The following is a 13,459-nucleotide window of genomic DNA, read 5'->3' as shown; positions in this document are numbered from 1 at the left end:
TCACGGCCCAGTGTTCAACGCTCGGCGGTTCCAGCGGAGCCGGTGATGAGCTTGGTGCCGCAGGTGCGTTCGAACATCCCGGCCCATCACAGGGAAGGTCCTGTCTCGGCACTGGAGCAGATTCGTCGGAGCTTGGAGCAGATTCTGGGTCAATCGTCAGGCCTAGCACGGCCATCATCGCGTCCTCACCAGGCCGGATCACGTAGGCGCCACAGTGTTGCGCCTGAGCGGTCGAAGCGACCAGGCCAACCGTCCCCAACACGACCAGCATCACCCCTAGCCTGCGGGCCAGTGGTTGAAGTCGATCGATTTGAGGAAGGCGCTGCAATCGCATCCGGCCGAGTCTCGTGTCGGGTGAGGTCAGAATTGCGAACCAAGCAACCCTAGTCGATTGGGCACGAACGACCCGATCGAAGAGAATGAACATCTAGCGATAACGGATTCTGCGCTCGATCGCAAGGACACTCTTCCAATTTTTTTTGAGGGACTCCGTATCACACGTGCGCCACGGTCATCATCGAAACGGGGGAGCCCTGGATCGGAACGATCCAGGCACTCCCCCGATGGGCGGATCCGACGAGGACGGGCGTTTCGCTCGCCGTTCCGTCATGTCAAGTCAACAGGTCCACATCAGGTTCACGGCGCCGCGGCCGGCTCCGGCTCCTCAGCCGGTTCAGGCTGTGGCTTGGGTTCCGCAGTCGGCTCGGGTTCCGCCGTCTCGGCAGGCTCGGCGCCTTCTTCCGCGGCGGGTTCGGCCCCTGCATCCGGTTCAGCGGGTTCGGCCTCCGCATCTGCTTCACCTTCCGCGGCCGGTTCGGCCGGTTCGACGCCCTGCGAGGTGAAGATGATCCGGCCATCCTTGACTTCGATGCTCTCGAACTTCGAGAACAGTTCACGTTGTTCCGGGTTCTCGGTCATGGACTCGGCCAGGTTCTGACCACGAACCTGATCCATCACCTCATCCGGAACGGGTTCCCCTTTCACCTCGGCTTCTTGAATCTGAAGCACGAGGACGCCGTTTCGGAGGAAAACGTCAAAGGTTCCCGAGGCATTGAAATATCGGCCGTCCAGCTTGTTGGTGCCGAGGAGCTTTTGTCCCACGTCTTCAACCGGCAGGCTGACCTGACCTCGCAGCTTGTCCCCTTCGATCGTGAAGTGAACCCGGCCCTCGGCCTCCGAAACGACGTGCTGGGCGACCAGGTTGAACTCATCGCTGTCGAGTGAAAGCTCGTCCTTGCGACCTTCGTCCATCGCCTGCTTGAACGTCTCCCAGCGCGCGATGACTTCCTGGCGCTGCTCTTCGGCAAGCTGGATTTCGGGCAGCTCGACCGGCTCGGGATCGGTGTACTCCTCGATCACTCCAATCAGCTTCCCTCGGGCAAAGAAGACCAGCGCAATAATCAGGATCAGTGTGACCACGAACAGAATGCCCGAGATCAAGCACCCCCAGAACAGGCATCCCGGCCCTTTGCGCTCCGGAGGCGCCGCCGTGGCCTGAGGTTCCTGATACATGTCAAACTTTTCGGGTCCGAACGGGTCGCTTTGCGACATGGATCGCCTCGGTCAATCGAGAATCAAGGAAGGTGTTTTGGAGAAAAAGATCATCGCATGCGAATGCGAGGTCGGCGCCTCACGCAATCGTCCCGAGGCGGCTGCCACGTCTCGGAGCATTGCAAACGATCGGTCAATTTCCAAAGAGTGTATCGCATCCCGGCCCGATTTCTTACGGAATCCCGCTCAAAATCGTGGAGCAGGAGATCACCGGAACTTGCTCCGGTAAATCATCGATAGGACATACAGGCCCAGCACGGCCCATCCCATTCCGAGAATACGCCCAAATCGCTCGCGCCACGGCATTGGTACCGGTGCCCGTCGGTTCCGCCGGTTCCGCCTCCGCAACCAACCACCGGCCAGGAGCGACGCCGTCACATACACGGCCATCAACGGCGTGCCGTAGAAGAAACAGATCTCCGCGGCCGAGGGATCGACGATCGGCGGGTTCTGCCCTCGGGCACTCGATCGCCGACCGATGATGATCGGTGGCCAAAGCAACCAGGCCGCCGTCCCGTGGGCAAACCAGAGCAAGGTTCCCGGCCCGAAGCGGCGTTGACTCCCTCGCCAACGCTCCCAGAGCAAAAACGGCACACCCACCAGCGAGACCCCGCCCAGCAGCGCACCTCCCAGGACCAGAAACCCTTCACCCAGCGACGGCTTATCACGGAAGATCGGCAAGGCCAACGTCAGACCCACCCCGACCCCCGCCACCACGATCATCAGTTCGCCGATCGTCGGACGAGTTCGTCGCGATCCGGGTCGATTTCCGGCGGGCACCTTCGGTTCCATGCCTCATTGCTCCGCCATTTCGAACCGACCAGGGCCCGTCGACCTGATCCGGGATCGTGCCTCTTAGGCTCCGAGACGGTCTATCCGAGCCCGCCTCCCAATGGGCGCCGAACACTCAAGACCCAACCTTATGGGAATTCAGGCAGATCCGAGGGGAGTTCAGGAGGAGCCGGAGGCTTACGCAACTCAAGCCCCGATCGGTCCAGGCCCCGTGGATGGATTCGGAGGGAGGGTCTCGGAGATTCCCCGTGCCCGCCCTCATGTTCGATCATCACCCGGCCATCTTCCAATCGCTGAATCACCACGTTTGATTCCTGGTCATGTGGAATGCCCGCTGGGAATTCTCTCCCTCCCACCACCACCGTGTGCTCCGGGCTGCTCCTCACCAGAACCATCGTGAAGCTGAGCATCACCAACACTGCCAGCACGGTCAGACCGATCCAGATGTAGCCCAGAATCAGCCCGGTTTTTGCCAGGGCATCGCCCCCGAGCCTGCCGTTCGACTTCCGAATCTCTCCCCGCGCCACATGGCCCGACACCACCGCGGTCACCGGCCCCACCACGGGAAGGAAAAATCCCGCGATCCCCGCCACCAGGCTGACCACCGCCAGCCGTTCGGTCGGCAAGTCCTGAGGCGCTCCTTTGTCCGGCGCCTCCTCGAACTCCGGGTCATAGTCATGGTCGGTCGCGGACCAGGAGGTCGACATGGCGGGGACTCCAGCCAGGATGCATCGAAAGGGACCGAACTTCGGGGGTCAAAGAGTCTTCGCTCAACCGATTCCGATCTTTCCGACCCGTTTCGAAAAAAATCGGGCCGGGACCAATCAAGATCACTCCCACTCAATCGTTCCCGGCGGTTTGCTCGTAATGTCGTAGGCCACCCGGTTCACCCCCTTCACCTCGTTGATAATCCGGCTCGACGCCCGGGCGAGCAGTTCAGGGGGCAACCTTGTCCAATCGGCGGTCATGAAGTCGTCGGTGTCCACGCATCGCAGGGCGACGACGCTCTCATAGGTGCGCCCGTCCCCCATCACCCCGACCGACTGCACCGGCAGCAGCACGGCAAACGCCTGTCCGGTCGCTCGCAGCAGGCCCGCGGCGCGGAGTTCTTCGAGGAAGATCGTGTCTGCCCGCCTGAGCACTTCGAGCCGTTCTTTCGTGATCGCTCCCAGGCATCGCACGGCCAGGCCGGGGCCGGGGAACGGATGCCGCCAGACCTGGCTCTCGGGCAATCCCAGCTCGATCCCGAGCCGCCTGACCTCGTCCTTGAACAGGTCGCGCAGGGGCTCGATCAGCTCGAAGCCCAGCTCCGCCGGAAGGCCGCCGACGTTGTGGTGATGCTTGATCGTCGCTGCCGGGGCATCGGCCGATCCCCCGCTCTCGATCACGTCCGGATACAAGGTCCCCTGCGCCAGGAACCGGGCGTTCGGGATCGACTTCGCCTCATCTCGGAACACATCGATGAACGTATGACCGATCTTCACCCGCTTCTCTTGCGGGTCGGTCACGCCGTCGAGCACCGTCAGGAACCGCTCCGAGGCGTCGATCACTCTGAGTTCGGCCTTCGAGTGCTTGCCGAACATATCGACGACCGACGCTCGCTCCCCTGCCCTGAGCAAGCCGTTATCCACAAAGATGCAGACGACCCGCTCTCCCAGCGCCCTCGCCAGCAAGGCCGCCGTCACCGACGAATCGACCCCGCCCGACACTCCGCACACCACCCGCTCGTCCGGCCCGACCTGCCGCCGAATCGCCTCGACCGCCTGGTCGAGATACGCCTCCATCGTCCAGTCGCCAGGGCTGCCGGCGATCCGGTCGAGGAAGTTCCCCAGAATGTGGCTCCCGAGGGTTGTGTGGCTGACCTCAGGGTGAAACTGAAGGCCATAAACCTCCTTCGATCGGTGCCGAACCGCCGCCATCGGGCAGGTCGAGGTCGCCGCGAGCCCCTCGAAGTCAGGGCTGAGCGTATGCACCTGATCGCCGTGGCTCATCCAGACCGTCGTCCCCGTCGTCACCTCGGCGAGCAACGGCGAGCCGTCGTTGACCTGCGTCAAGGCCGCCGGTCCGTACTCGCGAGACGGCACCGAGTCGACCTTACTCCCGAGCGCCTGGCAGGCCAGTTGCATCCCGTAGCAGATGCCCAGGATCGGCACGCCCAGCTCGAACAGCCCTGGATCGCATTTCGGGGCGTTCGGCTCGTAAACGCTCGACGGGCCTCCAGAGAGGATGATGGCCATCGGGTCGAGTTCCTTGACCCGATCTGCCGTGATGTCGTGCCGCACGATGATCGCAAACGCTCGCCGCTCCCGGACGCGCCGGGCGATCAACTGAACGTACTGCGAACCGAAATCGAGCACGAGAACCGGACGCCGGGACTGGTCGGCGGGCTGCATCGGCGGGACGAACCTCAAGGACGGCGAAAAGAGGAGTCGCGAACCAAACCGCGATTCTACTCCGACCAACCACCCGTTGAGAATCGCAATCGGCCCAAAGATCCCCCGAGCCGTTCAGACCCGCCCGGCCTTGCCGGTCGATCCGATCGAGCATCATCAACCCTCGCCCCGCTTACGGGAGAGAGGGTGGCCGTCAGGCCGTGTGAGGGGGCCGTTGCCGAATCACAGGGCGCTGCGTCCTTCCCCTCGCCCCAGCCGCAGACAAGATCTGCCTCCCGCCGACTGCTTGACCCTGCCTCCCTCATCACGATTCGACCGGAGGCTCCTGTTCCATCAGCGGCATCGGCCGGCCGGTTCTCGCCTGCCGCAATCGCGCCACGCTCGGCGGTGGGGTGAGGATCTCTGAGAGGATGATCGCCTCTCGCAGCCGATTCAGGTTTACCCCCTGCTCCCCTCCCAGGTTCGCCCAGGCCGACAGACCCGCCGGCAGCACTGCGCCGCGTGACCGCGATCCTCGCGTTGCTTCGGCCGAGATCGGACCCAGCCCCCGCTTGATCTCGGCGGCGTCCATCCGGTCGTCATCGTAGATCGCATACACTTCCTGGATGTCGGCCGGAATCGGCCTCGGCACGCGCTGCGCTTCCCCCACGCGATTCGAAGACGTGGCGGGCTCCTCCTGCTTCGCTTGCGATCGGCTCCGGGTTGCCGATCGGTTTGCGCTCCGAGTCGCCTGAGCCTGACCCCGGCTCGGGCTGGTCCTCGATCGCTCCGGAGCATTCCCCCTGGGCGCTCTCGACGGGGTTTGCGGTGCCCGAGAGGGTCCGCCCGGCGGCACCGGCCGGGGACCGATCCGTTCTTTCATGGGCGGCTGTGGGGCCTCGGATTTCCCAAAGACCTGATTCAAGGCCCAGATTACCAGGAAGATCGCGGGCACAAGATACTGAATCGAAAACTCGGCCCAGAGTAACGGCGGCATGGCGATCCTCTCCCGGCGGCTTCGGTCGGCGGTTCCGGCGTGTTTGCTCAATTCATTCTAGGCACACTCCCCCGTTCGGCGAAACGCTGCCCTTGCCTCCCTTGCTTCGGATCGCACCCCGATGGCCCCGACGCTCCGCGCCTGGCTCCCCCATTGTCCGGCCATCCGGACCCCGGCATCCGCTGCCGCCTCGGGTGTCACGGCCATCCGGATTCCGGCATCCGCTGCTGCCTCGGGTACATCGGCCATCCGGTCCCTGGGGTCCGCTGCCGTCTCGAGTGCCCCGGGTTCCGTGGAGCGGACCCCGGGCCGGGCGACGGGACAGCTGGCCCCCGCGATCGCCCCCCCGATCACTCCGATTCTCCGCCGCGCTCGCACCTCGGAAGAGTTTGCTTCACCCGATCAATCCATTTTTTGTGACTGAACCTCCCCGATTTCTCGATGATATCCTCAAAGGCACGTTGCAATTGAGGACCGCTCCGCCCCCCGCCGTTGGCCGTCGAGGGGCGGCCGAGGACCGCGCCGGGATGAGACGGCGACCACCCCACGGCAACCGGGCTGATGACCAAAGGACCCGCCCGGCCTTGCCGCCGCCGACTTCCTCGCCCGGGATCCTCCTGTCATCATGGACATGCACCCCTCGAACAGTTCGCCGTCGTGCTCGTCGGATTCGAATGTCACCACCTCGTCCTCGTCGGCCGACCCCTCGACGACGATCCTGGCCCTGCTCGATTCCGACCCTTCCGCGTTCGCCACCCTCACGACGAGTCTGCTCGCCTCGGTCGCTCCCGGCGACGCTCAGGAGCGCCTGCTCGTCGAACTCCTCATCCTTGCCGCCCAGCGCCTCCGCAAAGCCTCGCAGGCCGAATCGGCGACCGAGATCCCCGACCTCGCCTGGTGCCGGTACCAGACCCTCGCCGACCGCAACTTCCGCTCCGCCCTGAAGGACCTCCGCCATTACCGCGACCACAAGGCCGGCTCTGCTCCCCGACCTTCGAAGCCCTCGCGCTCGTCGACTTCCTCGACTTCGGCCATTGATCCTTCCCCTGCCCCACTCCCCGAGTCCACCCCCGAGGAGATTGCCGACGCCTCAGCCAACTGGCGATCTCACATCGCCCTCGTCCGCAGCATGAGCGAGCAATGGCCCGTCCTCCTCCGCCTCCGCCGCGAGGTTGAAGACGTCGCCGCCTGGCTCGCCGACGGCAAGACCGAGGAGGAGCTGATGACCTGGTACCCCGGCCTCACCCGCGCCGACATCGCCGCCTGCCGCGCCTGCGACGCCGAAGGCCTCTGCGGCCCCTTCGACCCCGCCGACGGCCCCTACCCGCCCGGTTTGCCCGTCCTCGACGATCTGCCCGACGACAATTCCGGGCCTTGATCAGCCCGGATCTCGCTCAAGACTCGTGTCGGGCAGGCGTTTGCCTGTCTTCCGCCGAGGTTCATTGCCTTGGAGCCGCCGACGATCACCGAGCGAGGTCCAGCCGATGCGCATTCCACACCCGCGATTCACGGTCCTCGGGATGATGCTCGCCATCGCTCTCATTGCCCTCGACCTCGCCGCCGCGTCGGCGACTCATAAAGCCTTTCCGCGTCGGTCCTCGTTGCCCGTCTCCATTGGCAACGGACGGGGAATGCATGCTGTCAATCCTGACGGGAGTTGGTTCTACGCGAGGGGAAATGCGGAAAGGGGCTACCGTGATCCTCGGATGATCCGTCCCCCAATGCCGACCCTGGCCCGGCGTCTTTCCCCCACGGTCGCCGGCCTCTCGGTGTCGGTGATCGTCCTCGGGCTTGCTGCGGGTCGGCCTCGATCCCGGTATGTTCGCATTGCGGCGCTGGTGGTGCTCGTCCCCCTGGCGGCCGTGTCTCTCCAGACGTGGTGGGTCCTCTATGGTGGGGGCGTCCCCGTCCAACGGCTGAGCCTCGACCTCCCGGAGGACGAGGTGAGGCGGGTTCTCAGCACTCCGCTCATCGAAGGCACGACGCTCGCAACCCTTTGGAAGGCTTCCTCCTCCACCTGGATCGCCGCCCCGACCGGCTCGCTGCGATACCTCGTCCTCGATTTCGACGACCACGGCCGACTCCGATCGTTCACCCCTGCGAGTCACGAGCGCGGCGGGCATCCCGCCTGGAGAGCCTGGCATCACGACCAATCGGTCTGGTCCTTCTGGCGGAACGCGAATCCTTGAACACGCTCGTGATGCCTCGATTCCCCACCGGAGCCCCGTTCATGCCTCGTCTCGGACGGTTCACCATTGGCCGGTTGATGGGGATCATCGCGGTCGTCGCCGTGACGTTCGGAGGGGTGTTGCAAGTCCGCTCCTGGTTCCTGGCATGGTTGACGGCGCACAACCGCTCTCAGGCGATCGTGTCGGCGGAGGCGTTCGAGGCACGGGAACCGGTCGAGCAGGCCTTTGCCGCCCGGTTCCTGGACGGGGCAGAACTGGCCAGGCGATCGGGGGAACCGTACGACGCCTTGATCCTGCAAGAGGCGGCCCTGGCCTGCCTCCGACGCGCCGCCTTTGCCCGGGAAACAGCGGCCTACTGGCGGTTTGCCGAACAGACCGCGCCGGCCTGGCCGACCGGCGCGGGGACCGGCCGTGCCCGAGCCTTCGCATCGAACGCCGACGGGAGGTTTGCCTACGAGGTTGCCCTGCCGATTCTCCGGCATTACGACGCCAGAACTCCCACGTTTGACGATTCCCTCCGAGGTCGGTAAACTTGGCGGCTCGACCGAGTCGTGTTCCGTGTTGACCGAACCCCACTCGACCATCCCGAAAGCAAGGCCGCCCCGAGGGCATGTCGCCCCCGGACCATCGGCCGGACGACCTTCTGACTGCCCCCGGAGGGGATTGCCCGTGGCGATCGCTGTGAAGGACTTGATCGAAGCCGGCGTGCACTACGGCCACCGCGCCAGCCGCTGGAACCCGAAGATGAAGCCGTACATCTACGGCAAGCGCAACCTGATTCATATCATCGACTTGAAGGAGACCGTCCGCGGCCTCCTGCGGGCGACCAAGTACTTCAACCGCGTCGCCGCCGGCGGCGGCCTGATCCTCTTCGTCGGCACCAAGCGCCAGGCCGTCGATATCGTGGTCGAGCACGCCACCAAGTGCGGCATGCCGTATGTCACCGAGCGATGGCTCGGCGGCACCCTGACGAACTTCCAGACCATTCGCAGCCGCCTCGACCGCCTTGACGAGCTGGAGCAGACGCTCGATAGCGATATGGCGCTGACCTACTCGAAGAAGGCGCTGAGCACCCTGAACCGCGAGCGCCGTAAGATTTCGAGGAACCTCGAAGGCATCCGGCACATGACTCGCCGGCCCGAGGCCATGTTCGTCATCGACCCGCACCGCGAGAAGATCGCCGTCAGCGAGGCCCGGAAGCTCGGCGTCAAGGTCGTCGCCCTGATGGACACCGACTGCGACCCCGACGTTGTCGACCTGCCAATCCCCGGCAACGACGACAGCATGCGAGCCATCGAGCTGATCCTCGACCGCCTGACCGCCGCCATCATCGACGGCAAGGCCGCCGCTCCTCCCGAAGCTCAGCGCCCCGAGCCGGGCCAGCCGGGTGGACAGGGCCAGCGCGGCCGACTCGAACGGCGAGGCTCCGGCCCGCGACCGGGTGACGCCCCGGGGGCTCCTGTGGCGGCTCCCGGCGCTCCGGCGTCGGCCCCTGCTCCGGCCGAGTCCGGCGAGGCGACCGCGTCGGCCGAACCGGCCGCCGCCCCCGAATCCGCCGCTCCGAGTGAACCAGCTGTCGAACCTCAGGCTCCTCCGGCTGCTCCCGAGGCAGCCCCCTCGCCTGAGGCCACCCCGGACGAGCCGCAGCAGCCTCCTGCTCAGGGCTGATTCCGCTCCGAGCCTTGTCAGATTCCCCGATTCCTGGCCGTCGGTCGAGTGTTTCGCTCCCGACGGCCAGCGTCGCTCCCGACCGACCGAACGCTGACTCGATGCGCTGCTCCGGCCCTTCGATCGGAAGATCTCACCCCGCCGCGAGCCGGTTTCGAGCCAGCGTTCTTTGGCCATGACGGTCAGGTCTGGCAATCCGCTCGATCCGGCTCGGATCGAGTCCAACCGCCAGAGCCTTCGCAGACAACTGTCCCTCGTCTTGACGTCTCGTTCTCAACTCCACCGCACGCCTGCCAGGGAGACCCGCACGATGGCCGAGATTACGGCCCAGGCTGTCAACGAACTCCGCAAACGCACCGGACTCGGACTCATGGAGTGCAAGAAGCTCCTCCAGGAAGCCGACGGTGACGGTGCCAAGGCCGAGACCCTCGCCAAGGAACGCGGCATGGCCAAGGCCGCCGGCCGAGCCGGCCGCGCCGCCACCGCCGGCCGGGTCGAGGTCGTCATCTCCGAGGACGGCCGTTCCGGCGCCATGGTCGAGCTGAACTGCGAGACCGACTTCGTCGCCCGCAACGACGACTTCCGCAAGGCCTCCGTCGAGCTGGCCGACTTCGTCCTTGGCCTCAGCACGACCGGCACCATCGACGCCTCGACATTGAAGGATCAGTCGATCGGTCCCAAGACACTCAACGAGTTCCTGCTCGACCTGAATTCCCGGACCGGCGAGAACGTTCAGTTCACCCGAGCCGCCCGGCTCTCGCTCGACGGCCCTGGACGGGTCGATGCCTACGTTCACCACGACAACAAGTCCGGCGCGATCGTCTCGCTCAAGTGCCCGGACGACGCCACCGCCGGCAGCGACCGGGTGATCGCCCTGGCCAAGGACCTGGCCCTTCAGGTCGTCGCCACCCGTCCCCTCGCCGCCCGCCGCGACGAGGTTGCCGCCGACGCCGTCGCCGAGCAGAAGCGCATCTTCATCGCTCAGGCCGAGGACAAGCCGGAGAACATCCGCGAGAAGATCGCCGACGGCAAGCTCAACGCCTGGTACAGCGAGATCGTCCTGGTCGATCAGGTCTTCGTCAAGGATCCGTCTCGCAAGGTCCACGAGGAGATCAGCTCGGTCGGCAAGGAGATCGAACTGGGCGGCTTCGCTCGGCTTGCCGTGGGTGAGTCGGCCGACTGATTGCCCTGCTCAATCGCCGAGGCTCGTTCGAACTCGACCTCGCAGCGGCCAAGGAAAGCTGTCCGGAGGCCCTCTCGCAGGTCAACCACCTTCTGGCATTCCCTTCGCCGCACGTGCCCGAGTTCGAGCGAGTCCCCTGATGCTCTGATCCACCGACCTCGCCGTTCGATCCCCCCTTGCTCCTTGCCCTTCGAGGATGAGTTCATGGACCCGGCCCCCCCCTCCGACGAAGCCCCTGTGTTCCGTCGCGTCTTGTTGAAGCTCTCCGGAGAAAGCTTCGCCCGGCCCGGCGAAGGGGGGATCAACGCCGAGGAGGTTCGCCGGATTGCCGATCAGGCGGCCCGGGTCGCCCGTCGAGGAGTCGAGCTGGCCATCGTCGTCGGCGGTGGCAACATCCTCCGAGGCGCCACCCTGGCCCGAGGCTCCGATGTCATCAAAGAGGCGACCGGCCACTACATGGGCATGATGGCCACGGTCATCAATGGCCTCGCCTTGCAAGATGCCCTCGAAGGGATCGGCTGCGAGACCCGCCTGATGACCCCGATCCGCATGGACGAGGTCGCCGAGCCCTACATCCGCCGCCGGGCTCTCAGCCACCTCTCCGTCGGCCGGATCATCATCCTCGCCGCCGGGACCGGCAGCCCCTTCGTGACCACCGACACGGCCGCCGCCCTTCGAGGCAAGGAACTGGAAGTCGACATCATCCTCAAGGCCACCCGCGTCGATGGGGTCTACTCAGCCGACCCGGAGAAGAACCCTCATGCTGTCCGCTACGAGGCCCTGAACTTCGATCAGGTCATGCGAGAAGACCTGAAGGTCATGGACGGCGCGGCCATCGGCATGTGCCGCGATAACCGTCTGCCGATCATCGTCTTTAACTACAAGCGGGAAGGGAACATCGAACGGGTCGTTGCCGGTGAGTCGATCGGCACCTGGGTCAGTGATAAGCCCCGGCCCACCGCTCGGTCGGCCGAGACTGGCCAGCCGGCCCCGTCCCCGTCACAATGACAGGTCCTGGGACGATCCTCGACGGCCTCGCCTTGAGGACCGTTTCGGCTCGTCCCTGAAGACGATCCCGATTCCGATTCCCCGCAAGGCAGGGGCCGTGTTCATGAGTATTGAAGAGATCACATTTGAGGCCGAAGAGCGGATGGAGAAGTCCGTCTCCCTGCTGGCCGACCAGCTCCGGGGCATCCGCACCGGCCGAGCCAATACCGGGCTCGTCGAGTCGATCCGGGTCGAGTACTACGGCTCGCCGACCCCGTTGAAGCAACTGGCCAACCTCAGCACCCCCGAGCCGCAGCAGATCCTGATCCGCCCTTACGACACCGGCATCATTGGCGATATCATCAAGGCCATTCAGACCTCCGACCTCGGCCTGACGCCGAACTCCGACAACAAGGTCGTTCGTCTGAACGTCCCCCCCCTCTCGGTCGAGCAGCGCAAGAAGCTCGCCAGTCGCGTAAAGGATCTGGCCGAGGAGGCCCGCGTCTCGATCCGCAACATCCGCCGCGACGCCAACAAATCCACCGACGCCGAGACCGCCGACAAGCTCCTCACTGAGGACGATCAGGCCCGCACCAAGGACGAGATCCAGACCCTCACCAAGAAGTACGAGGGGAAGGTCAACGACCTTGCCGAGAAGAAAGAAGCCGAGATCATGGAGGAGTGACCCCTCCTCCGCTCGCCTCGATCGCGGGTCCGGTCACCACCCCCTTGACCTGACCCGCCCTCTCCGTCATAATCTCCTTCACACGAGACACACCTCTCGGGCGATTAGCTCAGTTGGCTAGAGCGCCAGTTCGACACACTGGAGGTCACAGGTTCGAGCCCTGTATCGCCCATAGACTTACGTCAAGCCGATCACCTGGCTGCCCCTATGGCTGCCCATCTGTTTCGGCTGACTCATAGGTCAATTCTTACATGACCGGCCCCGGTGGTGTTCACCAGCGGGGCCGTGTTGTTTTTTGTCATCATCTCGGGTTCGTCAGCTTGCCGGACACGTCCACGACCGGACTGCTCACTGAGAGCGACCGCTTGGACAACGTGTCATCGTGCCCGGAATCACCTGGCCCATCCTGCAACGAGCGGGCAGCGAGACTAGGCACGTCTTCCCTCTGACATGTTTCCGCACGCGTCCATGCGTGGGTGTGTCCTGGGCTGATCATTTCGCATTGAGGCCGAGTGGTCGATCCTGTTGCCGATGATCGGCTCGCGCCCTGGGCGGGAAGGATGCTCGGTGCGTGTTTGACCGACGATGTCGGAGGGGGGTGATCTCATTCGCCGCTTCGTGGGTGCTCATCCCTACCTGATGGAGCGCACCGATCTCGGGCAGCGTTCCTCGCTCGGGCTCGGATCACAGGGCTCGGGATGGGGCAATGCCTCGGACTGGGGCAGTCGCCAGGGAGGTGGACCGGGCACGCGCTGGGGCGGAAGAGAGGGTGTCACGGGCATCGGGTGAGCCGGCACGCGCTTGTCTGGTCCATATCGCGATCGACCGGCCGCCTGTGAGGCGGTCTCCATCGCTCGTATGGTCACGGGCGGGCGAGCGGGATGTTTGCTCGGCAGCGCTGCTGCGGTGGCGCCCTGGGTGGCCTGCGCGATCGTGAGTACCCCGCAGGCGAGGGGCGATGGGATGGGAGGGAGGCGGAGGCCGCTGAGAAGGCCCCGCAGCGAGGCTGGTGTTTGGGGAGAGTCCCCGACCGGG

The 13,459-nt window shown here is 65.2% G+C and carries 12 protein-coding genes and 1 tRNA gene; 8 read left to right on the top strand and 5 right to left on the bottom strand.

Translation table 11 applies throughout. The annotated features are described in order from the left end of the window. Positions 1 to 636: 636 nt before the first annotated feature. The 5 genes from GA615_RS27775 to GA615_RS08320 form a co-directional block, all read right to left on the bottom strand. A complete protein-coding gene (locus GA615_RS27775) occupies positions 637 to 1,551 on the bottom strand; it encodes a hypothetical protein (RefSeq protein ID WP_201750139.1) in 915 nt (304 codons plus the stop codon). Positions 1,552 to 1,758: 207 nt separating this feature from the next. After that, on the bottom strand, positions 1,759 to 2,343 hold the full coding sequence (locus GA615_RS08335) for a hypothetical protein (protein ID WP_152050821.1): 585 nt from the start codon (positions 2,341 to 2,343) through the stop codon (positions 1,759 to 1,761). 128 nt (positions 2,344 to 2,471) lie between these two features. Next, positions 2,472 to 3,050, bottom strand: a complete 579-nt coding sequence (locus GA615_RS08330) for a DUF4190 domain-containing protein (RefSeq protein ID WP_152050820.1) — start codon at positions 3,048 to 3,050, stop codon at positions 2,472 to 2,474. 123 nt (positions 3,051 to 3,173) lie between these two features. Continuing rightward, on the bottom strand, positions 3,174 to 4,736 hold the full coding sequence (guaA, locus tag GA615_RS08325) for a glutamine-hydrolyzing GMP synthase (RefSeq protein WP_152050819.1): 1,563 nt from the start codon (positions 4,734 to 4,736) through the stop codon (positions 3,174 to 3,176). Between the two features lie 304 nt (positions 4,737 to 5,040). After that, positions 5,041 to 5,712, bottom strand: a complete 672-nt coding sequence (locus GA615_RS08320) for a hypothetical protein (RefSeq protein ID WP_152050818.1) — start codon at positions 5,710 to 5,712, stop codon at positions 5,041 to 5,043. 625 nt (positions 5,713 to 6,337) lie between these two features. On the opposite strand from GA615_RS08320, the gene GA615_RS08315 reads away from it, so the two are divergent. From GA615_RS08315 to GA615_RS08280, 8 genes are all read left to right on the top strand, one after another. After that, positions 6,338 to 7,090: a DUF433 domain-containing protein gene (locus GA615_RS08315; protein WP_152050817.1), complete on the top strand. Its 753-nt coding sequence runs from the start codon at positions 6,338 to 6,340 to the stop codon at positions 7,088 to 7,090. A gap of 106 nt (positions 7,091 to 7,196) precedes the next feature. After that, a complete protein-coding gene (locus GA615_RS08310) occupies positions 7,197 to 7,901 on the top strand; it encodes a hypothetical protein (protein ID WP_161602231.1) in 705 nt (234 codons plus the stop codon). A 41-nt stretch (positions 7,902 to 7,942) separates the two neighbouring features. Continuing rightward, a complete protein-coding gene (locus tag GA615_RS08305; protein ID WP_152050815.1) occupies positions 7,943 to 8,431 on the top strand; it encodes a hypothetical protein in 489 nt (162 codons plus the stop codon). 139 nt (positions 8,432 to 8,570) lie between these two features. Further along, positions 8,571 to 9,569, top strand: a complete 999-nt coding sequence (gene rpsB, locus GA615_RS08300; protein ID WP_152050814.1) for a 30S ribosomal protein S2 — start codon at positions 8,571 to 8,573, stop codon at positions 9,567 to 9,569. Positions 9,570 to 9,879: 310 nt separating this feature from the next. Beyond that, complete coding sequence (gene tsf, locus GA615_RS08295; protein WP_161602230.1) at positions 9,880 to 10,752, top strand: translation elongation factor Ts; 873 nt, start codon at positions 9,880 to 9,882, stop codon at positions 10,750 to 10,752. 204 nt (positions 10,753 to 10,956) lie between these two features. Next, positions 10,957 to 11,760 carry a UMP kinase gene (gene pyrH / locus GA615_RS08290; protein ID WP_152050812.1) on the top strand — a complete coding sequence of 268 codons (804 nt, stop codon included), beginning with the start codon at positions 10,957 to 10,959 and terminating at the stop codon, positions 11,758 to 11,760. A gap of 103 nt (positions 11,761 to 11,863) precedes the next feature. Continuing rightward, positions 11,864 to 12,424 carry a ribosome recycling factor gene (gene frr, locus GA615_RS08285; RefSeq protein ID WP_152050811.1) on the top strand — a complete coding sequence of 187 codons (561 nt, stop codon included), beginning with the start codon at positions 11,864 to 11,866 and terminating at the stop codon, positions 12,422 to 12,424. A 98-nt stretch (positions 12,425 to 12,522) separates the two neighbouring features. Further along, positions 12,523 to 12,596, top strand: a tRNA-Val gene (locus tag GA615_RS08280). The last annotated feature ends 863 nt before the right edge of the window (positions 12,597 to 13,459 follow it).

The sequence above is a fragment of the Tautonia marina genome (genome assembly GCF_009177065.1).
Lineage (GTDB): Bacteria > Planctomycetota > Planctomycetia > Isosphaerales > Isosphaeraceae > Tautonia > Tautonia marina.
The sequence above is the reverse complement of the archived record's forward strand: the minus strand, read 5'-3'. Positions and strand labels throughout refer to the sequence as shown.

Bases quoted from the DNA above. Each gene is read 5' to 3' on its own strand.
- GA615_RS08330 (WP_152050820.1), bottom strand. From the start codon at position 3,050: ATGTCGACCTCCTGGTCCGCGACCGACCATGACTATGACCCGGAGTTC.
- guaA (WP_152050819.1), bottom strand. From the start codon at position 4,736: ATGCAGCCCGCCGACCAGTCCCGGCGTCCGGTTCTCGTGCTCGATTTC.
- GA615_RS08320 (WP_152050818.1), bottom strand. From the start codon at position 5,712: ATGCCGCCGTTACTCTGGGCCGAGTTTTCGATTCAGTATCTTGTGCCC.
- GA615_RS08335 (WP_152050821.1), bottom strand. From the start codon at position 2,343: ATGGAACCGAAGGTGCCCGCCGGAAATCGACCCGGATCGCGACGAACT.
- GA615_RS08315 (WP_152050817.1), top strand. From the start codon at position 6,338: ATGGACATGCACCCCTCGAACAGTTCGCCGTCGTGCTCGTCGGATTCG.
- GA615_RS27775 (WP_201750139.1), bottom strand. From the start codon at position 1,551: ATGTCGCAAAGCGACCCGTTCGGACCCGAAAAGTTTGACATGTATCAG.
- tsf (WP_161602230.1), top strand. From the start codon at position 9,880: ATGGCCGAGATTACGGCCCAGGCTGTCAACGAACTCCGCAAACGCACC.
- pyrH (WP_152050812.1), top strand. From the start codon at position 10,957: ATGGACCCGGCCCCCCCCTCCGACGAAGCCCCTGTGTTCCGTCGCGTC.
- GA615_RS08310 (WP_161602231.1), top strand. From the start codon at position 7,197: ATGCGCATTCCACACCCGCGATTCACGGTCCTCGGGATGATGCTCGCC.
- frr (WP_152050811.1), top strand. From the start codon at position 11,864: ATGAGTATTGAAGAGATCACATTTGAGGCCGAAGAGCGGATGGAGAAG.
- GA615_RS08305 (WP_152050815.1), top strand. From the start codon at position 7,943: ATGCCTCGTCTCGGACGGTTCACCATTGGCCGGTTGATGGGGATCATC.